Origin of the sequence: Gordonia humi, from assembly GCF_014197435.1 — a bacterium.
Lineage (GTDB): Bacteria > Actinomycetota > Actinomycetes > Mycobacteriales > Mycobacteriaceae > Gordonia > Gordonia humi.
Window position 1 is genome coordinate 1,717,304 of sequence record NZ_JACIFP010000001.1, and the last position, 25,223, is coordinate 1,742,526.

The window sequence follows — 25,223 nt, forward strand, 5'->3', positions numbered from 1 at the left end:
AGTGCGAGTTCTGCGGTCGCCCAGTCCTATGCGTCTACGGCCCGTAGCGACGTCAGCGGCGTATCCGCCGTATCCGGCAGTCCCGCGGTCAGTCTTTCGGCCGCATCGGCCACCCGCTCCGCGTACCGCTCGTCGAGCACGTCGGTTCGATACTCCAGCTCGAGGTGGACGGCGTCGTGCTCGTCGAACTCGAAGGAGATGCTCAACGGGTAATGGACGACGTCTTTGAACACGGTCTCGCACGTGACATGCGCGCCTGCGGGGATCGGTACGCCGCGCAGGGGCGCGTTCTTGACGAGCGTCATGATCTCGGCGACGGGGAATCGTCCGCCCGCGCCGCGCAGCGCGGTGAGGACGGTGCCGTAGTCGACCGATGAGTGCTCCATCGCCTCGAAGACCGTCGCGACCGCGGAACGGAGGGCGTCGCCGACGGTTCCGGCGAGCCCGAAGCGGAAGCGCATCGGGACGATGTTGCCCGAGTAGCCGACCTCGTCGACGGTCTCAGCGGGTCCTCTGTTGTCGGCGGGCACCAGGATCACGAAGTCGTCGGCGCCGGTCACGGCGTACACGGTGAGCGCCGAGACGGCGACGAACAGCGAATTCGGCGTCGCGTCCACCTCCCGCGCGAAGGCGATCAGCCGAGCGACGACGTCGTCGGACAGACGACGATGCAGCAGTGCTCCGCGGCCCTCGCCCATCACCGACACCCAGCTCTCCTCCGGTGTGGTCGACGGCAGTTCGCCCGACAGCGGATAGCGGATGCCCTCGGCAGCCCATGTGGCCCACGCGTGCCGCACGGCGGCGTCGGCGTGCGCGCCCGTGCGCGCGGACGGATCGACCGCGGTGCCGCCGCCCGACCAGGACGCCGCCTCGCCCGAGACCAGGGCGGTCAGGACGGGAGGCAGGATGGTCTCGTCCCCGCCGATGTGGTGGATCACCAGGAGCATCGACACCGTTCCGTCGTCGAGTCGACGGATGCGGACCCGCCACGGCTGCTCGCGTGTCAACTCGAACGGGGCCTGCGCGACGAGCTGTGGCGACGCGGCGACGTCGGCGGCGATGTCACCGAACTCCCACACCCGGCCGGGCACCGTCCAGCGGCCCTCGCGAGGTGCGGGCACCCGGCGCGGAGCGTCGCCGGACACCTCGATCACGGAGCCCACCACCCGCGACGACGCGATCGTCCGCTCCGTCGACGTCACGATCTGCTCGATCGTGTACGGCGCCCCGAACGTCAGCGCGACGGCGAAATTGTGCGAGTCGGACTCCGGATCGATCTCGTAGATCTTCCACATCCGGCGCTCGGCGATCCCGAGCGAACCGTCGGCGGCGACGGACTCGGGGGCGGCATCGGGCTCGGCGGGTGCTTCGATGCCCGCGGCAGCCAATCGCTGCCGCATCAGGTCGCGTTGGGCGTCGGACAGGATGCTCATGAGATCTCCTCCGAAGCGCACGTCGCTGCCAGCGCGTCCCAATCGGTGACGACGTCGATCAGCTCGCCGCGCGCCCACGTCGACAACTGGTCTTGGAAATGGTCGGACGACGGGTCGCCGCTCGCACCGAGTGGAACGATCCAACGACTGGCGTCCCGATCGGCGACGTCCCACACGTAGCGGGCCACCGAACCGAGACGGCACACGTGGGCGAAGCCGACGGCGCTCGCGTTGGCGAACACGCACTCGGCGTCGCCGCCGAGAGGCGCGGGTTCGGGGCGCACCAGCTTCGACAGCTCCGGGAACGACGCGGTGACACCGGCGAAGTCCATACCGTGAAACGGTGCCAGCCGGTGGACGTCGCCCCAGGCGGTCGTCGTGCCGGTGAACTCCGCCGCCACCTGCTCCAGTGCGCGCGCGGCGACGGCGGGCACGTCCAGTCCGATGCGCGGAGCCCCGGCGACCACGGCGTCGAGCCCGGCCGCGATCCGTGTGCCCGCGACGAAGTACGGGGCCGTCCACGACGGGAAGCCGTTCGGTTCGGCGAGTGGCGCGAGCGCATCGTCAGCGGTGATCGCGACGACGAGGCGGCTGCGGAACTCGGCGAACAGGAACGCGTCGACGCTGTCGGCGTTCATCGCGCCGTCCCACGCGCGCAGGCGCCGGCGTAGCGCGACTGCGTCGTCGCTCAGGCCCGCGAGTCCGTCGAGGAGAGCGATCACCGACGCCGCCGGGCCGTTCGCCACGTCGCGGTGGATGGCGGCGCACTGATCCGCCGACACGGAGTCGGTCGCCGCGAGCAGTTCGCCGATCCGTGCGGCTCGAGCGACGGGGGAGCATTCGGTGGTGATCGGCTGCATCGGAGGGCAGTCCGGAATCCTCTGGTTGGCTATCACCGCGAAGCCCGACACCTCGGCGTCGTAGCCGGTCAGCGACGTATCGGCGTAGCCCTGCCAGGCGTAGCGTTCGTCCCATCCCGGTACCGGAAGCCAGTAGTTCTCATCGGCGCGCTGGGGGAGACGACCGACCGTATGCGCCACGACGCGCCCCGACGAGTCGCCGACGACGATCCGATTCGCCGGCTCGCCCCATCCGGTGAGCGCGCGCTCCACCTCGGCGATCGAGGATGCGAACAGCAGATCGAGAACGGCGTCGAAGGTCGACGCCGCATCGGTGAGCATCGGCGTCCGCAGGCTCATCGACCACGCGTCGTCCGGGCCGCCGAACACGATGGAACCGTTCGGGGTCTCGATGATCTCCACCTCCGCCGCATCGCCGCCGCGGACTCGGATCCGCTCGATCCAGGCGTCACAGGTCTGCTCGCCGTCAGGGGTGCGCACCACGACGACTCCGCCGTCGCGCCGCATCTGTTCGACGTACACGTCCTGCTGGTCGGCCATCGCGTTCGTGATGCCCCACGCGACCGACCCGGCGTGTGCGAAGTGCGGCAGCCCCGGAACGCCCGCGAACGCGAAACCGACGACGTCGAACTCGTCGCACGCCAGATGGCACTGCTGGTAGACGCCGGGGATCTCGATGAACCGGTGCGGGTCACCGGCGATCAGGGGGCCGCCGATCGACGACGCGACGCCCCACGCGTTGCTGCCGGAGATCGCGTCGCCGAGCGGCGGAACGTCGAGTTCGACGTCGTCGGCTCCGCCGACCGGCACCAGGCGCAGCAGCTCGTCGATGAACTCCGTCGTGGGCATCGCGGGTGCGCGGCTCGGTGCGGGTTCGCTCGCCTCGGTGTTGAGCAGCGACAACGCCTCCGGCCCCAGCCTCCGGCACGCGTGCAGACGCCACAGTTTGGTCGCGAATCGCCCGAACATCAGGTGCTGCACGAGAAAGACGGCGATCGGCGTCCACGGACTCCACGCGCTCGGCCGGTGATCGAACTCGTCGAACTCGACGGCGGTCGCCTGCTCGTGCGACCGGTTCACACCGTCGGCGTAGGCGCGCAGCAGGCTCCGGGTGCGCGACGACGACGCGTCGTGAATCCGCCGGGCGGCACGGTCGAGCTGGGCTCGTCGGACGAACTGATCCCATTCGACGGCCGCGGGACCGAACACCTCCGCGGTGCGGCCCTCGGCGCGCAGACGCAGGAATTCGATCTGCCAGGCGCGGTCGACGCCGGTTGCGCAGCCCTGCGCGTAGATCGTCTCGGCGGCCGAAGCCGCCCTGATGTGCGGGATGCCGTGGGAGTCGCGGAGGATGGATGTCATGGGAGGGTCTTTCGTGGTGAGCTACCCGTCGGTCGAGTAGCCAGTGGGACTGAGCGCGTCCGCGCCTACCGGCTCGGACTACTCGATATCAGCGGGGAGAACGGGAAGCGGGCGCAGCGGTCCTCAGCGCCGCGTCGATCAGATCGTGCAGTCGTTCCACGGTGCCCGCGTCGAACAGCTCGACGCGGTAGCCGATCTGCACTTCGGTGCGATCCGGGTGCATGAACGCTTCGACGGTCACAGGCAGCGCGAGGCGGCCCTTGTCGGCGAGTTCCCACGTCATCGACGCTCCGGGGAGCGCGATGCCGTCGATCTTCTGGTCGAGGAACAGGACCAGCGAGTCGAACGGGTGGGCGGCCGGATCACCGGTCACTCGGCGTGCGATCTCGACGATCTCGTCGAACGGGAACTCGCGGTGTGCGAACGCCTCGTCGGTGACGGCGCGGACGTGCCGCACCAGATCGTCGAAGCCGACGCCGTCGTCCGGGCGGATGCGCAGCGCGATCGGGTTGCTGAAGTTCCCGATCAACGCCTGCGCACCGTCCTCCTCGCGGTTGGCGACGGTGGTGCCGATCAGCACATCGTCGCGGCCGGACAGCTCGCGCACCGCGAGGTAGTAGGCGGTCAGGAACACCGAGAACGGCGGCGTCCGCAGCTCGGCGGCCCACGAGCGCAGACCGGCCTCCGCCGCTGGACTCAGGGTCCGGTCCACGCGTGCGCTGACCTCCGACCCGCGTTCCGGAGCATGGTCGTACGGCAGTGCCGCAAGCGCGACGTCGCCGCGGAACCGTTCCTCCCAGAATGCGATGTCACCGCTGTGGTCGGCGGCGTCGAACCGGTCGCGTTCGGCTTCGGCGAAGTCGGCGACCTGCGGCGACAACGCGTCCACCGTGATCTCGCCCGCGCGGGCCTGCTCGTAGAAGCGCCCGACGTCGCGTGCCATCGCGGGCAACGTCATGCCGTCCCACACGATGTGCTGCATCGCGATCACCACCGCGAGCCGTGGTGCCCCGTCGACCGTCGGCATCGTCACGAACGTGAACCGGATCGACGACTCGGTCTCCAGGTCGAAGACCTCCGTCGCGGCGTCGGCGACGATACTCCGCAGCCGGGCGTCCGGATCGGTGGCGTCGGTCAGATCGACGGTCACCACGGTGGGCCCGAGCTCGGCGTGGATCCGCTGAAACGGTTCGTCGTCGCCCGCGTGGTAGGTGGTCCGCAGGATCTCGTGCCGTTCCACCACCGCCAGCAGCGCCCGCTGCAGGGCGTCCGCGTCGACGTCGCCGGTATAGGTGAACGTGAGGCAGATGTTGTTCGCCGTGCTGTCGGGGACGCGCTGCTGATGCGACCACACCAGCCGTTGCGCGAACGACATCCGAGCGCGCTCCCGATCGCGGCGCGGTCGGACGCCGCCGTCGACGGCGATCCCCGCATCGGACAGACGCGAGGCCATCGCCGCGCGAAGGTCGTCCAGGGTGGTCATCGGTCGTCGGCTCCCACCAGTGCACCGGCGGGAGCCGCCACACCCGCCACCTCCAGGAAGATCTCGGCGACCTGAGCCAACTGCCCGGGCACCTGCTCGCGCTCTTCGAGCAGTGTCGCGAAGCCGCGCACGGTCCGGGCCTTGAACACCGCGGTGATCCCCACCCCCTCCACCGCGAGCAGGCTGCGGATGTTCGCGACGAACGTCGTCGCCAGAATCGAGTTGGCGCCGGCGTCGAAGAAGTCGGTGGTCACGCCGAGGCGCTCCACACCGAGGACCTGCTCGGCGATATAGGCGACGGCCGCCTCCACACCGGTCTCGGGGGCGACGTACTCGCCGACCGCACTGCCCGCGACGGCGCGCCGGAGCCCGGCCCGGATCGCGGCGCGGTCGATCTTGCCGTTCGCCGTCAACGGGACCTCGTCCACCACATGCACCACCTCGGGAACCATGTAGTCGGGCAGTGCATCGTCCAGTGCCGCGGTGACCGCATCGGCTGAGCCGCCTGCGACCGCCAGCGCGAGTCGACCGTCGATGAGGGCCGCAACCGCTTCATCGACACCGTCGACCGCGCGAGCCGCCGATTCGACCTCACCGAGCTCCACGCGATAGCCGCGGATCTTGATCTGATGGTCGGCGCGACCGAGGAATTCGATGGTCCCGTCCGGCAGATAGCGCGCCAGGTCGCCGGTCCGATACCAGCGGACGCCGCCGACGGTGACGAACCGGTCGGTGGTGGCATCCGGGGCGCCGCGGTAGCCGTCGGCCACCCCCGCGCCGCCGATCCACAGCTCGCCGGTCACCCAGTCGGGTGCGTCCTCGCCGCGTTCGTTCACCACGCGGCACGACGTGCCCGCCATCGGACGGCCGTACGGCACGGTGTCCCAGGCGGTGGGGAAGGCGTCGGTCACCTCGTAGACGGTCGAATGGATCGCCGTCTCGGTGGTGCCGCCGAGTCCGGCGAAACGCAGTCCGGGAACGGTGGCGCGGGCGCGGCGGCCGAGATCGGCGTCGACGCGGTCGCCGCCGGTGATCACCGTGCGCAGGCTCGCGAGTTGATCGGCCGACGCCGTGTCCAGCAGCATGCCGATGAGGCCGGGTGCGGCGTTGAGGACGCTCACGCGGTGCGCGGCGATCCGCGCCGCCCACGTCTGCGCGTCCCGGGCGGCGTCGCCGTCGACGCACACGATCGCGCCGCCGAGGGCGAGCGGGGCGAACACGTCGAACACCGACAGGTCGAATTCGAGCGCCGACAGTCCGATCGTGCGATCGTCGGCGGTGAGCGAGAACTCGTCGACGATCGCGTCGATCGTGTTCGCGGCCGCGGCGTGGCTCACCTCGACGCCCTTCGGCTCGCCGGTGGAACCGGAGGTGAACAGTACGTAGGCGAGGTCGGACGGAGTGCGGGCCGGGAGAGCGTCCAGCGGCTGCGCCGACGTCGCGGCGGCGAAACCGTCCTGGTCGAGCACCGCCTTCACGTCGCCGCGTTCCAGGATCTTCTCGCGCCGGGCAGCGGGCTGGTCGACGCCGACGGGCAGGTAGACCGCACCCGCGGCGAGGGCGCCGAGAACGGCGATCACCTGGGTGTGCCCCTTGGGCAGCACCACGGCGACGGTGTCGCCGGGCGTGACACCGTCGGCGACGAGCGCACCGGCGACGGCTCGTGCTTGCGCGGCGACGTCGCCGTACGAGAGTTCGATGCCGTCGGCGGTCACCACGCAGACCCGGTCGGGATCGTTCGCGGCGACGGCGAAGAACCGCTCGTGCAGCGTCCGCGGCTCGCTCACGGCGGGAGTGGACGTCACGGCGTCGCGCACCGCGCGCTGGGCGGGCGGCAGGGCGATCGACAGATCGGCGTTCCAGTCGGCGCCGTCGGCCACCAGCCCGGTCAGCAGGGTCTGGAACTCGGCGAACATCGCGTCCATCACGCCCTCGGGCAGTGCGTCGCGACGGACGTCCCAGTTGACCAGCAGACCGCCGTCGAGCTCGACGACCTGCGCGTCGAGGTCCACCTGCGGTCCCTGCGACAGGATCCACACGGGTTCGCCGAACAGGGTGCGGACGCGGTCGGAGAACAGTTCGCCGAAGCCCAGCCCCGAGGTGAACACCACCGACGGGGTGACCGGAGCGCCGCGCAGCTGCCCCAGGTCGCGCAGTACGTCGAGCCCCTCGTAGGCGGCGTGGCCGGCGCAGTCGTGCAGCTCGCGTTGGAGGCGACGACTGCGTTCGATCATGGACTCGGGGGTGCGCGCGTCCGCGTCGATCAGCACCGAGTTGGTGAAGTCGCCGACCACCTGGTCGATGTTGGGATGGGTGGGTTCGCGGTTGAACAGCGGCACGTTCAGCAGGAACCGCTGCTGCGTCGACCAGCGGGCGATGACCTCGGAGAAGATCGTCGCGAACGTGACGGCGGGGGTGATGCCGTTGTCGTAGGCGATCGAGTACAGGCGGTCCTTCTCGGCGGCGTTCAGCTGGTGGTGGTAGCGGACGCTGCGGTCGGGTTCGGCGCGGCGGTCCTCCGGAACGGTCGGCAGGGTCGGGGTGTCCGGGAGCGTCGGCTCCTTGGCCTGCCACCAGGTGCGGGCGCCGTCGTACTCGTCGGCGGACACGTGCCCGCCGCGCTCGGCGAGGTACGCGCGGAAGGTGTACTCGGTGGAGGGCAGCGGGGCGTCGGTCTCGTACGCGGTGGCCAGATCGTCGAGGACGCGGCGGTAGCTCATCGCGTCGGCGGCCAGCATGTCGACGTCCAGGTGCAGGCGGTGCCGTCCGTCCGGAAGGAGGGTCAGGACGAACTCGACGACGCTGCCCGCAGCGGTGTCGAGCAGCTGATGGCTCATCCGGTCGCGGGTGCGCTCGGTCTCGGCGTCGACGTCTCCGCCTCGGCGCAGGTCGACGACGCTGAAGACCGGTGTCGGCGGGGCGTCGAGGATTCGCTGGCGGCCGGTGTCGCCGAACGCCGCTCGCAGCATCTCGTGCCGGTCGACGACGTGGCCGACGGCCCGCTCCAGACGCGCGGCGTCGATGCCCGCGCCGTCGAACTCGGCGAACAGGTGCGCGGCGACGCCGCCGAGCGCCTGCCCGTCCTGGCGTCCCACCCAGTAGGCGTGCTGCATGGTGGCCAGACCGAACTCGGGGTCGTCGTCGGCGGCCGCGGCGGGTGCGGGCGCCGGTTCGGGCTCGGCGGTCTCGGCACCGAGCAGGTGCGCCCACGCCTCGATCGTCGGGGTCTCCGCCAACTGCGAACTGCGCACGCGGTGGCCGGCGCGTCGCCACCGGCTGGTCAGCTTGATGACCAGCAGCGAGTGCATGCCGTGGCGCACCAGATCGTCGGTGTCGTCGATGGTGTCGGGATCGACGTCGAGCAACTCTGTGACGTCGGCGCGGATCTGTTCGAGGGAAATCACGTCAACTCCTAGTCGGGGCTTGTTGTGTCGGTCGCGGGTTCCTCACCGCTGCTCCGCCGGATCGAGTCGGTCGGAGTCGGGGGCGGCGTGCGGATCGGCGTGCGAAGGAATCGGCGGCGCGACACCGAATGTCGTGAAGGCCGTGTGCTTCGGCAGCCGGTACACCTCGCGTCCGGCGACGGTGTTGAGGATGCGGGCGTTGCGGACCGCGCCGATGTCGAGATTCGGCGCGGACACGCCGTGGGTGTGGGTCTCGGCGTTGACCATGAACAATCGGTCGGCGAGCGCGCCGTCGGCGGCCACGGAGTGATTCGCGGCGATCACCCGGCGACCGCGGGAGTCGCGGTGCAGCAGCGATTCGATCGGTGCGAGGAACGGTTGCGCGCGTTCGCGGTATCCGGTCGCGGTGATCACCAGATCGGTGTCGTGCGTCAATGCGGCCCCGGTGTCCAGGTGGCGTCCGCGGACGGTGACCCGGTCGGTGTCGTCGATGCCGTCGACGGCCACGCCGTTGCGCAGTTCGACAGGTGCGAGGTGATCGAGCAGTTGCCGTCGGTAGAGCAGGTCGTGGATGCGGTCGAGGGTGTCCGTGGAGATCCCCTTGTGGAACTGCCAGTGTCCCGGACGGACTCGATCGCGGGTGGCCTCGGGCAGCGAATGGAAGTAGTCCATGTACGCCGGTGTCGTCATCTCCAACGAGAGCTTGGTGAAGTCGAGCGGTGCGAACCACGGCGTCCGCGTCCACCACGTCACGGCGGGGCCGCCGTCGATGTTGGCCTCGAGCAGGTCGACGACGATCTCCGCGCCCGACTGTCCGGACCCGATGACGGTCACCGCATCGGCGGCTTGCGCGTCGTCGCGACGGTACAGATAGTCGCTGCTGTGCACCACCGCGGGCGAGTCCGGGGACATGACCGACGGGGTGAACGGTTCGGTGCCGACGCCGACCACCACGGTGCGCGCATGCACCACCGACCGGGTTCCGTGCGAGGAGACGAGGACGTCGAAACGTTCGGCGGCATCGTCCCAGTGGATCTCGTCGACGGTCGTGGAGAACCGGAGCGAGTCCAGTCGCGACACCGCCCACTTCAGGTAGGCCTCGTATTCGCGTCGCGTGGGGAAGAACTGCTCGCGCACCAGGAACGGGTACAGCCGATCGGTGTCGGCGAGGTAGGCCAGGAACGACATCGGATGTCTCGGGTCGACCAGCGTCACCAGGTCGGACAGGAAGCTGACCTGGAGGGTCGCCTCCTCGAACAGCAGCCCCGGGTGCCACGCGAACTCGTCCACCGAATCGACCACGACGACGTCCACGTCGTCGACGGTCGAGGCCATCGCGGCGAGCCCGAGATTGAACGGACCGCAGCCGACCGCCAGCACATCCAGTGTGCGGCCGCCGACAGCGAGAGCGTCGAGGGAGTCGGCGTCAGTCATGTACTCGCACCTTGTCCGCGATCTCGTAGTCGGCGTTCTCGGACTCCACCTCGAGTGCGTGGCGCAGGAGTTCGTTGAACAACTCGTCGATGTCGGTCCGGGTGGAGGTCGGATTGAGCAGCGTCAGCTTGAGGCACGTCGACGGCTCGGCCTCGCCCGAGATCCGGACACGGGTGCGGCCGATCAGAGCGGTGCCGGAACTGATCAGGCGGCGTCGGACTTCCGCGTTCACCGGGTCCAGGTCCTGGCATCGGTAGCGGAAGACGACGGTGGTCAAGGTGACCGGCGCGACCAGTTCGAGCTGCGGCTCGGCGATGATGCGGTCCTGGGCGTGCTGGGCGAGCGCGTGGCACGCCTCGAGCATCTCGCCGAGCCCCGACCGCCCGTAGGCCAGGAACGTGGTCAGGACCTTGAGCACGTCCGGGCGGCGGGTGGTCTGCAGGGTGAGACCGAGACGACCGCCGAACCCGGCCTCCTCGTCGTCCTCGGGGTTGAGATAGTCGACGTTCCTGTCGAACGAGGAGAACCGTTCCTCGTCACGCAGCAGCAGCAGGCTCGCCGCGGCGGGCTGCCAGCCGATCTTGTGCAGGTCGAGGGTCACCGAGTCGGCGCGATCGAGGCCGTGCACGAGGTGGGCGAGGCGGTCGGAGAACAGTGCGCCGAAACCGTAGGCGGCGTCGATGTGCAGCCAGACGCCGTGGCGGGCGGCGATGTCGGCGATCTCCGGCAGCGGGTCGACGGTGCCGAAGTCGGTGGTGCCCGCGGTCGCGACGATCGCGACCGGCGTCCCGTCGGTGTCCGTGATCGCCGCGTCGAGCGCGGCCGGGATCATCCGGTGATGTTCGTCGACGTCCACGGCGACGACCGCGGCCTCGCCGAGTCCGAGCGTCGCACAGGCCCGGTTGATCGAGAAGTGCGCGACGCGCGAGCACAGGACGACGGGTCGGGGGAGTGCGGCCACGCCGTGGTGGCGGGTGTCGATCTGCAGTCGCGCGGCGGCGTGGTCACGGGCGATCAGCATGGCGAGCAGGTTCGAGAACGAGCCCCCGGGGCCGAAGACGCCGCCGGCCGACGGGCCGAAGCCCGCGAGGTCGGCGAGCGCGGCGATCGTCCACTTCTCGATCGCGAGGGTCGCCGGCCCCGAATCGTAGGTGTCGAGGGACGCGTTGGTCGCGCTGGCCAGCGCGTCGGCGGTCACCGAGACCGTCAACGGAGGCGGCTGCAGGTGCGCTGCGGTCAGTCGATGGGTCAGATCGAGCCCGTAGGCGGCGACGATCCCGGCGACCCGCGCGAGGGCGTCGTCGGCGCCCATCCCGTCGGCGGGCATCCTTTCGGGACCGAGTTCGGCGGCGACGGCGGCCAGCATCTCCTGCGGGGCGCCGTAGGGCAGGGGCGATCCGTGATGTCGGTCGGTGACGGCGGCCGCGACGCGGGCCATCTGGTCGCCGATCTGCGACCAACCGATACCGGGGGTCGCGAATCGGCTGAGGTCGTCATGAGACACGGTGGGCCCCTTGTGAGTCGGCGATGGGATTGATCAGTCGGTGGTCGGCGGCGAGGATGGCGCCGTAGGAGTCGCCCACGTTCACCATCCGGCGGTTGTCGCCGAGTTGCAGTGCGTTCATGTGCACGGCGGGGAACGTCGGGGCGAACAGGTCCCAGCGAGCGAAGCGGTCGGCCAGGTCCGGGTGCGCCGCGACGAACTCGTGGACGCTGGCGGCGACGATCGCCCAGAAGTCGGCGTCGTCGAGCAGCCCGCTGCGGTGGGTGAGTGCGGCGAGCGGCCGGAAGAAGTCGTCGAAAACGTCCGAGAGGACGCCGAGATTCCGGATCTCGTCGGGTTCGGTGGTCAATGCGCGACTGCACGACGGCGGGAGATCGTCGGGTCGGTCGAAGACGCAGACCTCCTCGCCGACGTCCTTGAGGATCGCGCGGACCGGCACGCTGTCGCGCAGCACCAGGATGAGGTTCTCACCGTGCGGGGAGAACTTCAGTCGGTGCCGGTAGAGCAGGTAGGCGATCGGATGGAGATAGGTGCGCAGATAGCGGGCGAGCCACTCGCCGGCGGGCAGGCCCGACCGCGCGATGAACTCGCCGATCAACGGGGCGCCCTCGTGGTCGACGTGCAGCAGTGAGGCCATCGTCGCGAGCTGCTCGTCGTCGTCGATGCGCGGCACCGGACTCTGTCGCCAGAGTGCGGAGAGGAGTTTGCGGTACTCGGAGCCGGGTCGGGTGATCGCGGTGAACGTCGGGTTGCGGTACCCGACGGCGGCCACTTCGTAGAGGAGTTCGAAGCCGGTCTCGCGCAGGTAGGCGTCGTCGCCGATCCGTGAACGGACCCAGTCGTTGATGAGCGGGGTGGTGCGCATGTAGTCGGCCGACATTCCGCGGGTGAATCCCATGTTCACGATCGACAGCGCCGTCTTGACGTAGTGACGGGTCGGCGTGGTCGCGTTGAACTGGGTGCGGATCGACTGCTGCGGCTGGTACTCGTCCGGCGATGCGCCGAGGATCACCAGTCGCCGTTCGGCGATGTCCGCGGCGTACAGGCGGGCGGCCTTCTCGGTCCACTGCCACGGATGCACGGGCAGAAACGTGTACGCGCCGGGATCGAGTCCCTGGAACAGCAGGACGTCCGAGAACTTCTCGACGACGTCGTCGCCGAGTTCGTCACGGACGAGGTCGGCGTAATCGACATCGCCCATCGTGGCGACGTCGCAGTCCTCGGCGCGGGCGGCCACCCAGATCAGCCGGAACCGGCCGCCGGACTCGGGTGCGTAGGCGGCCACGTCGTGTGCGCTGAATCCGAGGCGTCCGGCGTTGGCGACGAAGCACGGATGCCCCTCGGTCATCGTCTTCTCGATGGTCTGGAAGTCGGCGACGGCGAGATCGGCGGCGCGGATCCGCTTGGCGTCGGTGCGGTCGGCGCCGATCGCGACGGTGTGGATCAGTTCCTCCAGATACTCCGGCAGCGCGTCGACGGCGATGCCCAGCTGCGCGCGGACGTCGACGACGAGGTCGACCGCCCGTACCGGCAGCTCGTGTCCGCCGCGAGTCCGGCGCAGAGACTCCTCGTCGACCGCCCAGCTGTCCAGGGACAACAGGTCGGCGGTGAACCCGTACTCGGTGCGCTGGTCGTCGGAGAGCAGACTGAAATGTCCGGGAGAGGTCTCCAGCGGGGTAAGCGCGCGTTCGTGACAGAACTCCGCGATCACCTTGGCCGCGATCCGGCGGTCGTACACGTCCCGCAGCGATCCGGCGGCGACGTCGGTCTCCGCGGTGCTCATCGGTCGCTCACGCGTCGGCCGCCGTCGGTCACGCGGACGAAGTCGTCGAGGGTGCAGTGGCTCAGCCGGGCGATCTTGTCGGCCACCGGATGATCGCCCGCCACCACGAATCCGACGGCGGCGTTTAGCGCCTGGACGTCGGCGTTGTCCACATCGGGTTCGACGACGACGCGTCGCGCTCCGGCCTCACCGAACGCGGTACGCATGATGTGGAGCATCACCTCACCGGTGAATCCGGAGATCGGGGCCTCGGCGGGAGCGACGAGCAGGTGCATGCCGATGTCGCCCTCGGCGTGGACGTATCCGGTGCCGGGCTCCGCGAGGTCGCTGGTGAGCGGGTCGTACAGCTCGAACATGAACTCGGCGCGATCGTCGACGCGGCCGATGCGCAGACCGTGCGGTCGGACCGCCGAGGCCTGGGTGTCGGCGATGAACGCGTGCACCTCGTCGAGGGTGGCCGACAGCATGTCCCAGTACCGCGACTTGGGATGCGTCAGCCAGCGGTGCACGGTCGCGGCATCGCGATCGGCGTCCATGGTGACAGACACCAGGGGCGACGTCGATACGGAATCAGAAGTCATTCGACCACTCGCTTCGGAGATCGGAACGGATACACCGCGGGGATTCTTAGGTTAGGCTACCTCACTTAGGTTAGGCTAACGCACATGGATTCGACGATGGTGTCTGAGGCCCACGAGCCGGGCGAGTGGAGCCTGGCGAGCACCTCGCAGACACGCGCTCCCGACCAGGTGGCGTTGCGTGCACAGGCCAGGCGAGACAAGGCCGCGGCCAAGGAGCTCTTGGCGCCGGTGAGCTCGGCGATCTCGGCGGCGAGTGTGCTCGTCGCGATCTCCGCGATCGCCTCGGTGGTGCCGTTCATCCTCGTCGTCGAGATCTGCCGCGAACTGCTGAAGGCCGACACCGACACCGGAACCGTCACGGCGCTGGTGATCGCGGCGTTCGCCGTCGCGGTGTTCCGCGGGCTGCTGCAGATCATCGGACTGGTCGCCACGCACCGGATCGACGCGGGCTTCCAACTCACGCTGCGTCGTCGCCTGGCGGCCAAGGCGAGCAGGCTGCCGCTCGGCTGGTTCACCGAGCGCACGTCCGGAGACGTCAAGCGTCTGCTGTCCGATGACGTCGAGGCGTTGCACTATCTCGTCGCGCACGTTCGGCTCGAGTACGTGAACGCGACGGTGTCGCCGCTGGTGATCCTCGTGTACCTGTTCGTCGCCGATTGGCGCCTGGCCTTGGTGACGCTGATCCCGGTGATCGGATACGCGGTCGCGCTCAAGGCCATGACGAGTCCCGAGTTCACCCGCCTGCTCGGCGGTTTCACCCGCGGCCAACGCGAGGTGGACAGCACCGCCGTGGAATTCGTCGACGGCATCGCGGTGATCCGCGCGTTCGGTCAGACGAGGAAGGCGTCGGCGGCGTTCTCGCGCGCCGTCGACCGGTACGCCGACGCGCTCGACGCGTGGAAGACGCCGATGACCAGGCTGCAGGCCATGGCCGACATGCTCCTCGCGCCGGTCTTCTCGATGCTCGTGGTGACCGCCGCCGCAGTCGGAATGGTGGCGCTGAACTGGATGGATCCGCTCGACCTCGTCCCGTTCCTGCTCGTCGGAGTCGGGCTCGGCGCGAGCTTCCTCGGCTTCGCCTACGCGGGTCAGGCGCTGCGCGAGGGGTCGGCCGCCGCTCGACGGATCGGCGAACTCGAAGCGCTGCCCGAACTGGTCGAGCCGATCGGTGGAGATCCGATGGGCGATGTCGCGGGGGCGGTCCGTTTCTCCGGTGTCACCTTCGGCTACACGCCGGAGACGCCGGTGCTCAGCGGCGTCGACCTCGAGCTGGCGCCGGGCACGGTGACCGCGCTGGTCGGTCCGAGCGGTTCGGGGAAGACCACCCTGGCCCGACTGCTCGCCCGATTCCACGACGTCGACGCGGGCACGGTCTCGATCGACGGACGCGACATCGCCTCGATGAGTCTGGCCGACTTGTACTCGACCGTCGGCTTCGTCTTCCAGGACGTGCATCTGATCCGTGGCACCGTCGCCGACAATCTGCGTCTGGCGCGCCCGGATGCGAGCGCGGCCGATCTCGAGGACGCGGCACGCTTGGCGCAGATCCACGATCGGATCACCGAACTCCCGCGCGGCTACGACTCCGAGATCGGGGTCGACGCGATCTTCTCCGGAGGCCAGGCGCAGCGGCTGTCGATCGCGCGCACACTGCTCTCCGGGAGCCGCGTGCTGGTGCTCGACGAGGCGACCGCCTTCGCCGATCCGGAGTCGGAGGCGGCCGTGCAGGACGCGCTGGCCTCGGTGATCGCCGACCGTACGGTGCTGGTCATCGCGCACCGGCTGCATACGATCACCGACGTCGACCAGATCTTGGTGCTCGACGCGGGCAGGGTCGTACAGCGCGGCACGCACGACGAACTCGTCGAGACCGACGGACTGTATCGACGCCTGTGGGCGTCGAACGAGAACGCGATGGCCGCGCTGGCCGAGAGCACGACGACCGACCGCGTGGAGGCGATCCGATGATCCGCAAGGCATTCACACTGGTACCCGCCGACAGACAGCGGCTGATTCCCCTCCACCTGGCGGCGACCGCCGTCTACGGCGTCGCGCAGGCCGCCGCCTTCGTCCTGCTGGTCCCTCTGCTGACCGCACTGTTCGACCGCCGGACCGGCGATGCCGGGATCTGGTTGGCGATCATGGCGGGCGTCGTCGCGGTGGCCGCCGTCGCCGGCTATCTGCAGTCGCTGCTCGGCCTGAGACTGGGCGTGGGCATGCTGCGCGGGGTGTCCCATCGGCTCGGCGACCACCTGAGCGCGCTGCCGTTGGGCTGGTTCACCGGCCGTACCACCGCGTCGATCACCCGCACCGTGGTGGCCGACGTCCGGGAGATCGTCGAGTTCCTCTCGCATCTGCTCGCGGTGATGGTCAGCGGCGTCGTGGTCCCGATCGGCGTCGGCGTCGGCGTGATGTTCATCGACTGGCGTCTCGGCGTCATCATGCTGGTGTCGCTGCCGGTGATGTCGATCGTCGACCGTCTGGCCGGGCGTTCGTACCGCAGCGCCGACGATCGACTGCACGCCAGCGCGGCCGAGGTCGACGCTCGGGTCCTCGAGTTCACCACCGCGCAGCCGGTGCTGCGCGCGTTCGGGGCGGTCGGGGAGCGCAACCGCGCGCTCGAGTCGGCGCTGCAGCAGCATCGACGGGCGTCGAGCGGATTGATCGCGGCGAGCGTGCCCGGGCTGGCCGCATTCGCGATCGTCGTCCAGGTCGTGTTCCTGGTGCTCGTGTACGCGGTCACGGTGTGGGCGACCGACGGCGACCTCGCCGCCGCGACGGCAGTCGGGCTGATCGTCGTCGTGTCCCGGTTCATCGATCCCGTGTCCCAGCTCGCGCAGGTGTCGACGTCGACTCGGCGTGCCGCTGCGGCGATCGACCGTGTTCACGAGCTGCTCGACGTGCCGGAACTGGTCGATTCGGAGCAGGGTGTCGCGGCGACCCCGATCGACAACGGCATCTGTTTCGACGGTGTCGCGTTCGGTTATCACGATGGCGTGCAGGTGGTACGCGAGGTGACGCTCGAGGTTCCCGCCGGCACGACGACGGCGATCGTCGGGCCGAGCGGTTCGGGTAAGACGACGCTGCTGCGGCTGGCCGCGCGGTTCCACCCGGTGGATGCGGGCGCCGTGCGGATCGGCGGTGTCGACGTCGCCGACATGGCGTTGGACGATCTGATGGCGCAGGTCTCGCCGGTGTTCCAAGACGTGTACCTGTTCAACCAGACCATCGAGGAGAACATCCGGATCGGCCGACCCGATGCGACCGCCGACGAACTCCGCGAGGCCGCTCGGATCGCCGCGGTGGACGAGATCGTGGAGCGGCTGCCGGACGGCTGGGACACGGTCGTCGGCGAGCGTGGCGCGAACCTGTCCGGGGGCGAGCGCCAACGCGTCTCGATCGCCCGCGCGCTCCTCAAGGATGCGCCGATCGTTCTGCTCGACGAGGCGACGAGTGCCCTGGATCCGCACAACGAGGCCGTCGTCGTGCGGGGTCTGCGCGAACTGACCCGCGGCAAGACCGTCGTCGTGGTGGCGCACAAGCTCTCGACCGTCGCGCACGCCGACCAGATCGCGGTGCTCGACGACGGTGTGATCGTCGACCGAGGGACCCACGACGAACTCTCGGCGCGTCCCGGTCGCTACGCCGACTTCGTGGCCCAACGCGACCGCGCCGCCGGCTGGCGCCTCACGTCCTCCTCCGCCGGTCGAGCGGAGTCGAGACCCTGACCCGTCCCGCCGGCGCCATAGACACCCGCCGAACGTCATTCCCCCGCGGCTCTTCTCGGCCGTGACGGTGCGGGGTCGGAGTAGGACGTGATCGACGTCGTCATGAGACCCGTCGAGTTCGACCTCGTTCACTGGCGGAGCGGAGGGCGGTGGTGACGATGCCGTGGCCGGGACCGAACAGGTAGACGAGTCCGAAGGCGATTCCCTGCGTGAGGACGACCATTCCGCCGGGTGAGGTGTCTTGGTAGTAGGCGAGGTAGAGGCCGATGACGCTGCTGCCTGCTGCGATGGAGGGCGCGATGAGCAGCATCGTGTTGAATCTGTCGGTGAGAAGCCTCGCGGTGGCTCCCGGGATGATGAGCATGGCGACGACCAAGACGATACCCACGACCTGCAATGCCGTGACGGCGGTGAGTGCGAGGAGTCCGAGCAGGATCATGCCGAGGCGTCGCGGGTTGAGTCCGATCGCATGGGTGTGGACCGGGTCGAACGCGTACAGGGTGAAATCGCGTCGCTTCACGATGAGGACGATCGCGACGGTGGCTCCGAGAATCGCTATCTGAACGATGTCGGTCGTAGACGCGCCCAGGATGTTTCCGAAGACGATGTGGTTGAGGTCCGTCTGGCTGGGTGTGATGGAGATGAGGACTAGGCCGAGGGCGAACAGGGTGGTGAACACGATGCCGATGGCGGCGTCTTCTTTCACCCGTCCAGTGCTGCGAACAGCACCGATGAGTCCGACGGCGAGGATCCCGAAGACGACCGCGCCGATTGCGAACGGGATGCCGAGGATGTAGGCGAGGACGACTCCCGGAAGTACGGCATGGGAGACTGCGTCGCCCATGAGCGACCATCCTACGAGTACGAGCCAGCAGGAGAGGAGGGCGCACACGATCGACGCGATGAGGGTCGCGATCAGTGCACGCGTCATGAACTGGTAGTCGAACGGGGCCAGAAGCAGGTCGACGAGCGCGATCATGGGTGTGGGTTCCTCGGATCGGGTCTGTTCAGGGGGTTGAGCGGGTCGAGTCCGAACGCCCTGGTGAGATTGTCGGGAGTGATCACGCGGTCCGGTCTGTCGTGCGCGAGGACTCGGTGCATGAGCAGTATTGCCTGGTCGGCGAGGTCGGGGAGGGCGTGCAGGTCGTGAGTGGAGACGAATATCGCGGCCCCGGCGTCGGCGAGTTCGCGTAGGAGAGTGCTGATGGTTGCTTCGGTGCGCTTGTCCACACCTGCGAACGGTTCGTCGAGGAGCATGACCGAGGCCTGCTGAGCGATGCCGCGTGCTACGAAGGCTCGTTTCCTCTGCCCGCCGGACAGTTGGCCGATCTGCCGGTTCTGGTAGGCGCCGAGTTCGACGCGGTCGATCGCCTCGTCGACGGCCTCGTTGTCGCTGCGACGTGGCCTGCGCATGACGCCGAGACGGCCGTATCGGCCGGTCATGACCACGTCGCGGACTGAGAGCGGGAACGTCCAGTCGATGTCCTCGGACTGTGGAACGTAACCGACCGAGCCATCGCGCCGCGCATACGACGGTGGCCCGCCATGGATCCGGACGGTGCCCGAGTCGGGGGTGATCAGCCCCATGATCGTTTTGAACAGGGTGGACTTTCCGGAACCGTTCATGCCTATCAGACCGCACACGGTGCCTCGGTGCAGGCGAAGCGTGGCGTCGTCGAGCGCCACGATGTCGCCGTATCGCACGGTGACCGATCGGATGTCGATCGCGGGCTCGTCGACACGCTCGGAGGCGATCACAGCATCACCGGTCATGGGTCGGCGATCCGGTCAACCCGGTCACGATCGTCCGTACGTCATGGCGGATCAGATCCAGGTAGGTCGGGACCGGGCCGTCGTCGGTGGACAACGAGTCGACGTAGAGGGTGCCGCCGAACCGCGCTCCGGTGGCGGAGACCACTTGGCGCATGGCCTTGTCGGAGACGGTGGATTCACAGAACACGGCTGGCGTGTTGCTTCTACGGACGAAGTCGATCGTCGCTCCGACCTGTTGGGGAGTCGCCTGCTGCTCGGCGTTGACGGGCCAGATGTAGCGCTCGGTCAAACCGGTGTCCCTGGCGAGGTACGAGAACGCGCCCTCGCAGCTCACCAGAGCCCGTTCGTTGGTGGGCAACCCGGCGACTGCTGCCACCAGGTCGTCGTGCACGTCTTGCAGCTTCGTCTTGTACTCGTCGGCGTTGGCGCGGTAGGCGGCCGCGCCGTCGGGGTCGAGGTCGGAGAAGGCTCCGACGATGTTGTCGACGTAGATCTGCGCGTTGAGCGGACTCATCCACGCATGCGGGTTGGGCTTGCCCGCATAGGCGTCGGAGGCGATGTCGATCGGCTCGACGCCGCCGCTGACGACGACATGTGGAACATCCAGGTCATCGACGAACTGCTCGAACCAGCGCTCCAGTCCCAGCCCGTTGTCGATGATCAGCGAGGCATCGGACGCGTGACGGATGTCCGACGGGGTCGGCTCGTACCCATGAACCTCGGCACCGGGTTTGGTGATCGACTCCACGTGCAGTCGATCGCCTGCGATCTCTGAGGCCATGTCCGCGAGCACCGTGAACGTGGTCAACACCACGGTTTTGCCGGAATCGCGGTCGGCCGACGGGGAGCATGCGATGACCGACGCCGCCAGTGCCGCAACCGCCAGAAGACCGGCTGGTCGAAATCGATAGTTCGTCATAGCATGACTATAACTTCGGTGAGCCGAAAAATAAACGGACGAGCGCTCCGACTCCCGTTGAGCTGGTCTTCTCATGCGGTTTTTGAGGAGCGCACATCCGACTCCGATGGTCGAAGGCCTGCTGCACCCGATCTCGGTCATGTTCACGCTCCCGGGCGCTGATCCGCACAAGTTCACGGAGTGCTGTTGCCGCCGGTGCCCGGCCTCTATGAACGTAAGCCGTCGACTATTTCGTCTGTGTTCGATTTCATCATTCCGAGGTAGGTTCCGGCCTCTGTTCCCTCCTCGTCCAATGATTCAGTGTGTAGGGACTTCACCTTGATCGGCAGTCGTGCCTCCGATGCGAGAACTTGGGCCAGTCGGTCTGGTTGGGATGAGTCGACGAAGATCGCAGCGACTCTCGCGTCCCGAATCTTGTGCGCGAGTTGATCGAGGTCGGATGCGCTCGGCGAGGCGAGCGTTGTGCCACTCGGCACGACTGCGCCGACGATCGTGAAATCAAAGCGCTCGGCGAGGTAGCCGAACACATGGTGGTTGGTCACCAATTGTCTGCGTTCGACTGGAATGGTGTTGAACTTCTCGCTCATGTACTTGCTGATGCCCTGGACTCGCTTCCGGTACAGGGCGGTGTTCTGTCTGACCGCAGTCGTGTCTGCGTCACGCACATCCTCGATCACGGCCGAACCGATCAGTTCGGCTGCTCGGTCGATCCGGTCTGGGTCTGTCCAGAAGTGTGGATCGAAGCTTCCCGGTGATGCGCCGTCTCCGTATCTCAGCGGGTCGACGTGTTCGCCGACCTCCAGGAGGTCTATGCCTTCACTCCTGGCGGAGTCGGCGGTTCTGGTGATGCCTTCCTCGAGGCCGAGCCCGTTTGAGATGAAGAGATCGGCCTGGCTGATCTCGGCAGCGTCGGCGGCTGAGATCTCGAATGAATGGGGGTCGGCGTTGCGCGGCATGAGCACTTTGACGTCCGCCTCGGTACCGACGATGTTGGACACCACATCCCCGAGGATGTTGGTCGTCACGACGACGAGCGGTTTGTCTCGGTCGCCCTCGATGTTCGACGAGCAGCCGGCCAAGGCCGCTGCGACCGCGGTGAGAGCGACCAGGATGAGGGCGACGGGGATGAGGGCGACGGGGATGAGGGCGGCGGGGATGACGACGGCGGGGGCCCGCCTCATAGACCGGCGATTCCCAGCGACGAGGCCGAGACCCCGACCTCGATCGTCCGTGCGACGCGTGCATTGTCGGCGTAGTCGATCTCCTGCACCACGCGCGCGTCGGGATCGCTGACGTACGCACGGTTGCCGCCGACGACGATCACGGGTGGGGTCGCCGTCTTGTCGCTCCAGTTGTACGGCTCGGCCAGAGCTTTCGAGGCACCGGTCTCTGCGCCTGTCGAGGCGTCGTACACGTGAAACGTGCCGTCGGCGAGGATCGCGAACACGGATCTGCCGTCTCCGGAGATGTTGACGTTGATCGCCTTGTCCGGCGTTGTGATGTGCTTCCACTGGCCCGTCGCGGAATCGAGCACGAGCACACCGTCGTTCGTGGCCGCCGGACCCGCGGTCGCCACGACTCGTCCGACGCCCTGTTGTTCACGGAATGTCGTCGGACGAGTCGTGTCGTCGATACCGTCCGAGTACGGGATCTTCTCCGAACTCCACTTCCCGTCCTTCACCGATGCCTTGAAGACTCCGTCGTCGCAGGCTCCGAGCATGTAGTCCTCGAAGCCGGCTTCACCGTGCATCCGCGGGCATGGCGTCTGGAAGTCTTGCACTTTGTCGCCGTCGCTGTCGCGCAACTCGAAGCTTCCTGGACGAGCGTCCTCGGGGTCGGCCACGGAATGCGAGGTGATGTAGTGTCCGGCCAACGGTACGACCACGCCATGGTGCGGTTTGTCCGCCTTGATCGTGGCGGTGATGTCGACGTTTCCCTCGCCTAGGGAATCGATGTCGAGAACCTGTGCCGCTCCATCGTCGTCGAAGAACGAAGCGACTCTGTCATCGCCCGGGACGATGTGCGCGGGTTTCTGGCCGCTGAGTTCGCCGATCTCTTTCGGGTCGCTCACGTACGAGTGCGTGTGGTCCCCGTGGTCGACGATCCAGGACCCGGCGTCGATGACAGTCACTCGTCCGCCCTCGCCGTCGACCGCGAATGCGTAGCGCTTGTCGATCATCGTGACCTTCGACGTATCGCCCAGATCGATGCGCTTGAGGACTTCGGTCGAGGTGAGGTCCACGACATCGACTGTGCCGGACTTCGAGTCGGTGACGACGAGTCGAGGCTGTGCCGTCTCGACCTCGGTCGCCCCGGTCGGCGCCTCGAGGTCGCTGCCCGCGTGCGAGTGTCCCACCGATTCTGACGGACTCGAATCCGACTCGGCATCGTTGCCACACCCTGCGATTGTCAGCCCGACCACCGCGACGGTGGCGCCGACCCATGTACGTCTGTTCATCATACCCACCTAATGATAATGGATGTCATTACTATCAGGGCTGGACTGTACATGGGCACCGGAGGCGCGTCTCCGTCGGGTCTGTCCCTCAGGCGCGAGCCTGTACACGGCTAGACAGTGTGGCGACGAGTTCACGCAGTATCAGCAGAGCGAAGAACTGCAGTACCGCGAAACCCGCGATCGTGGCGCCGGCCGCGGTGTTCGCATGCCAGGAGACGAGGAGGCCGCCGACTGTGGCGGACCATCCGAGCGCCGATGCGATGGCCATCGTGGCCACGATGGAGCGTTTGAGGAGGAGTGCGGTGGCGGACGGTGCGATCAGCAGGCCGATCACCAGTAGGGTCCCGACGATCCGGAACGATGCCACGACGGCGAGCACGACTAGTCCGAGGAGTGCGACATGCGCGAGTCTCGGGCGAAGATTCATCGTGTGTGCGGTTCTGCGATCAAGGATGAGCGCTACGAACGGGCGGTACATCGCGATCGACACGATCATCGCGGTCACCGTGGCGGCGAGGAGCCACACCAGGTCTGCCCACGATGCGGACAGGACGTCGCCGAACAGGAATGACGTGAGGTCGACCGCGAACGATCGGGTGCGAGAGACGATCACCACCCCCAAGGCGAGCATGCCGACGAACAGCAGCCCGATACTCGCATCCTCGGCGAGCGAAGACCGTCGCGAGACCCATGAGACGCCCACGACCATCACGAGTGCACTGACCGCCGCGCCGGCGAAGAGATTGATCCCGCTGAGGTAGGCGATCGCGACGCCCGGAAGCATGCCGTGCGAGACCGCCTCGCTCATGAACGCCATGCCGCGTAACACCACCCAGGTGCCGACCAGCGCGCACAAGACCGAGACGATCAGTCCTGCAATCAACGCTCGGCGTACGAACGGCACCATGAACGGATCCAACAGTGTATGCACCCTGTTAGAGTAAATGAACATGATTGTCGTCAACCGGCTGGACGTCACCTACGGCAGCGTGCATGCGTTGGAGCGGATCGACGCAGCGTTCTCGCCGGGAACTGTGAGCGCGCTCGTCGGTCACAACGGGTCCGGTAAGTCGACACTGCTTCACGTTCTGGCCGGGCTGGTCTCGTGCACGCACGGTTCCGTCACCGGTGTTCCTCGCTCGATCGCCTTCGTGCCCCAGCAGGTCGCTGTCGACGAACTGGTTCCGCTCAGCGTCGCGGCGACGGTGAACATGGGCCTATGGGCGAAGCTCGGTGCATGGCGCAGACCCTCGAGAGCTGACCGACGATTCTGCATGTCCACGATGCGTCGCATGGGTGTTCTCGAACTGGCCGAGCGGCGGTTGGGCGACCTCTCGGGTGGGCAGCGGCAACGAACGCTGCTGGCACAAGCTCTCGTGCAACAAGCCGACCTTCTCCTGCTCGACGAACCCACAACCGGTCTGGACCCCGATGCCTGCGACATCATCAACACGGCGATACGCGAAGAAGCCGCCCGTGGCGCCACCGTGATCATGGCAACGCACGACCGCCGACAAGCAGAAGCCGCGGACACGATCCACAGGCTCGTCAATGGGCTGTTGCACGATCAGGGGTGAAGCGCGCCGGGTTTGCTGGAGCGAGCGGACCTCTCCCGGACATTGCGCCACGACCCCGAGATCGCCGGCGAAGCCGTGTGCCCCAGGGGGCGACGGCCAGTGGGGGTGACTACTTCCAGTAAGCCTGGGACTTCATCGCGGTCTTCGGATGGCCGTTGCCGCGGAGGGTCTTCGCGATGGTGCGGGTGGTGAGGCCGTCGCAGCCGATCCAGGCGAAGGCCGTGGGGGCGACGGTGATCTGCTCGGCGGCCTCTCGGAGCAGTTGGCCGTCGTTGACGCGTTCCAGCCAGGTGACCTGGTGGGATGGGTCGGCGTGCACGGGCAGGGTCTTATCGGACGGGTACTGCCATTCGAGCCAGACCCGGGCGGGCGCATCACCGATCGCGTCGAGCAACGAGTTGATCGCCGGCAGTGATGCGGTGTCGCCGAAGGCCACGTACTCGCTCGGGGCGGGTTCGGGGATCGCGAACTTCGATCCCATCACCGTCGCGCCGATCTCGTCGCCCGGCTGAGCCGCCAGCGCCCATCGCGCGGCCGGGCCGCTGTGGATGGCGAACTCGATGTCGAAGGTGTCGGTCTCGGCGTTCGGATCGCAGAGCGTGTAGCCGCGCTGGTGGACGTCGTCCTCCTCGGGGATCCACAGTCGGACCCATTGGGTGGGGTGGATCGGATTGTCGTTCAACAGCCCGCCGCCGGTGAATCCGATGCGCACGTACTTGTCGGTGATCTCGCGCCGCGACGTCACGGTGAACATGTAGTCGCTGGCCCCCAGAGCCTTGAGGACGAATCCGCTGAAGCCTTTACCCATGAGACAAGCGTAGCCTGTCCTCAGATCAGATGCTAAGTTTAGGCTAGCCTCAGTTACATACTCGGGTGTCTGTAGATCCGACGCCCGACGCCCGACGTCCTAACCGCGCAGAAAGG

General features: G+C 67.9%; 18 protein-coding genes. 3 read left to right on the forward strand and 15 right to left on the reverse strand.

Translation table 11 applies throughout. From position 1 onward, the window contains the following. Positions 1-26: 26 nt before the first annotated feature. The 8 genes from BKA16_RS08005 to BKA16_RS08040 all read right to left on the reverse strand — a co-directional run bounded on the left by BKA16_RS08005 (position 27) and on the right by BKA16_RS08040 (position 13,844). Entirely contained in the window at positions 27-1,433 is a 1,407-nt protein-coding gene (locus BKA16_RS08005; RefSeq protein WP_183370166.1) for a condensation domain-containing protein, read from the reverse strand. Beyond that, the gene (locus tag BKA16_RS08010; protein WP_183370167.1) at positions 1,430-3,655 is read right to left on the reverse strand and encodes a penicillin acylase family protein; all 2,226 of its coding nucleotides are present in this window, start codon (positions 3,653-3,655) and stop codon (positions 1,430-1,432) included. The genes BKA16_RS08005 and BKA16_RS08010 overlap by 4 nt, the downstream gene beginning before the upstream one ends. A gap of 88 nt (positions 3,656-3,743) precedes the next feature. Next, positions 3,744-5,138: a condensation domain-containing protein gene (locus BKA16_RS08015; protein WP_246371684.1), complete on the reverse strand. Its 1,395-nt coding sequence runs from the start codon at positions 5,136-5,138 to the stop codon at positions 3,744-3,746. Further along, the gene (locus tag BKA16_RS08020) at positions 5,135-8,542 is read right to left on the reverse strand and encodes a non-ribosomal peptide synthetase (RefSeq protein WP_183370168.1); all 3,408 of its coding nucleotides are present in this window, start codon (positions 8,540-8,542) and stop codon (positions 5,135-5,137) included. The genes BKA16_RS08015 and BKA16_RS08020 overlap by 4 nt, the downstream gene beginning before the upstream one ends. Before the next feature lie 42 nt (positions 8,543-8,584). Further along, positions 8,585-9,976, reverse strand: a complete 1,392-nt coding sequence (locus BKA16_RS08025; protein ID WP_183370169.1) for a lysine N(6)-hydroxylase/L-ornithine N(5)-oxygenase family protein — start codon at positions 9,974-9,976, stop codon at positions 8,585-8,587. Beyond that, a complete protein-coding gene (locus BKA16_RS08030; RefSeq protein ID WP_343067324.1) occupies positions 9,969-11,480 on the reverse strand; it encodes a pyridoxal phosphate-dependent decarboxylase family protein in 1,512 nt (503 codons plus the stop codon). Before BKA16_RS08030 ends, BKA16_RS08025 begins: the two co-directional genes overlap by 8 nt. Continuing rightward, on the reverse strand, positions 11,470-13,263 hold the full coding sequence (locus BKA16_RS08035; protein ID WP_183370170.1) for an IucA/IucC family protein: 1,794 nt from the start codon (positions 13,261-13,263) through the stop codon (positions 11,470-11,472). The genes BKA16_RS08030 and BKA16_RS08035 overlap by 11 nt, the downstream gene beginning before the upstream one ends. Beyond that, positions 13,260-13,844 (reverse strand): GNAT family N-acetyltransferase, encoded by a 585-nt coding sequence (locus BKA16_RS08040; protein ID WP_183370171.1) that lies wholly within the window; start codon positions 13,842-13,844, stop codon positions 13,260-13,262. The genes BKA16_RS08035 and BKA16_RS08040 overlap by 4 nt, the downstream gene beginning before the upstream one ends. Positions 13,845-13,928: 84 nt before the next feature. Between BKA16_RS08040 and BKA16_RS08045 the strand changes: the two genes are divergently transcribed. Together BKA16_RS08045 and BKA16_RS08050 are read left to right on the forward strand one after the other, a co-directional pair. After that, complete coding sequence (locus BKA16_RS08045; protein ID WP_183370172.1) at positions 13,929-15,812, forward strand: ABC transporter ATP-binding protein; 1,884 nt, start codon at positions 13,929-13,931, stop codon at positions 15,810-15,812. Next, positions 15,809-17,572 (forward strand): ABC transporter ATP-binding protein, encoded by a 1,764-nt coding sequence (locus BKA16_RS08050; RefSeq protein WP_183370173.1) that lies wholly within the window; start codon positions 15,809-15,811, stop codon positions 17,570-17,572. The genes BKA16_RS08045 and BKA16_RS08050 overlap by 4 nt, the downstream gene beginning before the upstream one ends. Positions 17,573-17,672: 100 nt before the next feature. Here the strand turns inward: BKA16_RS08050 and BKA16_RS08055 are convergent, their stop codons facing one another. From BKA16_RS08055 to aztB, 6 genes are all read right to left on the reverse strand, one after another. Beyond that, positions 17,673-18,548 carry a metal ABC transporter permease gene (locus BKA16_RS08055; RefSeq protein ID WP_183372958.1) on the reverse strand — a complete coding sequence of 292 codons (876 nt, stop codon included), beginning with the start codon at positions 18,546-18,548 and terminating at the stop codon, positions 17,673-17,675. Then, entirely contained in the window at positions 18,548-19,345 is a 798-nt protein-coding gene (locus BKA16_RS08060; RefSeq protein WP_183370174.1) for a metal ABC transporter ATP-binding protein, read from the reverse strand. The genes BKA16_RS08055 and BKA16_RS08060 overlap by 1 nt, the downstream gene beginning before the upstream one ends. Beyond that, positions 19,335-20,264 (reverse strand): metal ABC transporter substrate-binding protein, encoded by a 930-nt coding sequence (locus BKA16_RS08065; RefSeq protein ID WP_183370175.1) that lies wholly within the window; start codon positions 20,262-20,264, stop codon positions 19,335-19,337. The genes BKA16_RS08060 and BKA16_RS08065 overlap by 11 nt, the downstream gene beginning before the upstream one ends. A 206-nt stretch (positions 20,265-20,470) precedes the next feature. Then, positions 20,471-21,289 (reverse strand): metal ABC transporter solute-binding protein, Zn/Mn family, encoded by an 819-nt coding sequence (locus BKA16_RS08070; RefSeq protein WP_343067326.1) that lies wholly within the window; start codon positions 21,287-21,289, stop codon positions 20,471-20,473. Positions 21,290-21,441: 152 nt separating this feature from the next. Next, positions 21,442-22,722 (reverse strand): ABC transporter, encoded by a 1,281-nt coding sequence (locus BKA16_RS08075; protein WP_183370177.1) that lies wholly within the window; start codon positions 22,720-22,722, stop codon positions 21,442-21,444. Positions 22,723-22,810: 88 nt separating this feature from the next. Beyond that, on the reverse strand, positions 22,811-23,653 hold the full coding sequence (aztB, locus tag BKA16_RS08080) for a zinc ABC transporter permease AztB (RefSeq protein ID WP_183370178.1): 843 nt from the start codon (positions 23,651-23,653) through the stop codon (positions 22,811-22,813). A gap of 19 nt (positions 23,654-23,672) precedes the next feature. Here aztB and aztA point away from each other — a divergent pair, with 19 nt between their 5' ends. Beyond that, positions 23,673-24,299, forward strand: a complete 627-nt coding sequence (aztA, locus tag BKA16_RS08085) for a zinc ABC transporter ATP-binding protein AztA (RefSeq protein WP_183370179.1) — start codon at positions 23,673-23,675, stop codon at positions 24,297-24,299. 109 nt (positions 24,300-24,408) lie between these two features. Here aztA and BKA16_RS08090 read toward each other — a convergent pair whose 3' ends face one another. Next, positions 24,409-25,107, reverse strand: a complete 699-nt coding sequence (locus BKA16_RS08090; protein WP_183370180.1) for a siderophore-interacting protein — start codon at positions 25,105-25,107, stop codon at positions 24,409-24,411. Positions 25,108-25,223: the final 116 nt, after the last annotated feature.

Coding starts and splice junctions, on each gene's coding strand:
- BKA16_RS08005 (WP_183370166.1), bottom strand. CDS start 1,433: ATGAGCATCCTGTCCGACGCCCAACGCGACCTGATGCGGCAGCGATTG.
- BKA16_RS08010 (WP_183370167.1), bottom strand. CDS start 3,655: ATGACATCCATCCTCCGCGACTCCCACGGCATCCCGCACATCAGGGCG.
- BKA16_RS08015 (WP_246371684.1), bottom strand. CDS start 5,138: ATGACCACCCTGGACGACCTTCGCGCGGCGATGGCCTCGCGTCTGTCC.
- BKA16_RS08025 (WP_183370169.1), bottom strand. CDS start 9,976: ATGACTGACGCCGACTCCCTCGACGCTCTCGCTGTCGGCGGCCGCACA.
- BKA16_RS08035 (WP_183370170.1), bottom strand. CDS start 13,263: ATGAGCACCGCGGAGACCGACGTCGCCGCCGGATCGCTGCGGGACGTG.
- BKA16_RS08040 (WP_183370171.1), bottom strand. CDS start 13,844: ATGACTTCTGATTCCGTATCGACGTCGCCCCTGGTGTCTGTCACCATG.
- BKA16_RS08045 (WP_183370172.1), top strand. CDS start 13,929: ATGGATTCGACGATGGTGTCTGAGGCCCACGAGCCGGGCGAGTGGAGC.
- BKA16_RS08050 (WP_183370173.1), top strand. CDS start 15,809: ATGATCCGCAAGGCATTCACACTGGTACCCGCCGACAGACAGCGGCTG.
- BKA16_RS08060 (WP_183370174.1), bottom strand. CDS start 19,345: ATGACCGGTGATGCTGTGATCGCCTCCGAGCGTGTCGACGAGCCCGCG.
- BKA16_RS08065 (WP_183370175.1), bottom strand. CDS start 20,264: ATGACGAACTATCGATTTCGACCAGCCGGTCTTCTGGCGGTTGCGGCA.
- BKA16_RS08075 (WP_183370177.1), bottom strand. CDS start 22,722: ATGAACAGACGTACATGGGTCGGCGCCACCGTCGCGGTGGTCGGGCTG.
- aztA (WP_183370179.1), top strand. CDS start 23,673: ATGATTGTCGTCAACCGGCTGGACGTCACCTACGGCAGCGTGCATGCG.
- BKA16_RS08090 (WP_183370180.1), bottom strand. CDS start 25,107: ATGGGTAAAGGCTTCAGCGGATTCGTCCTCAAGGCTCTGGGGGCCAGC.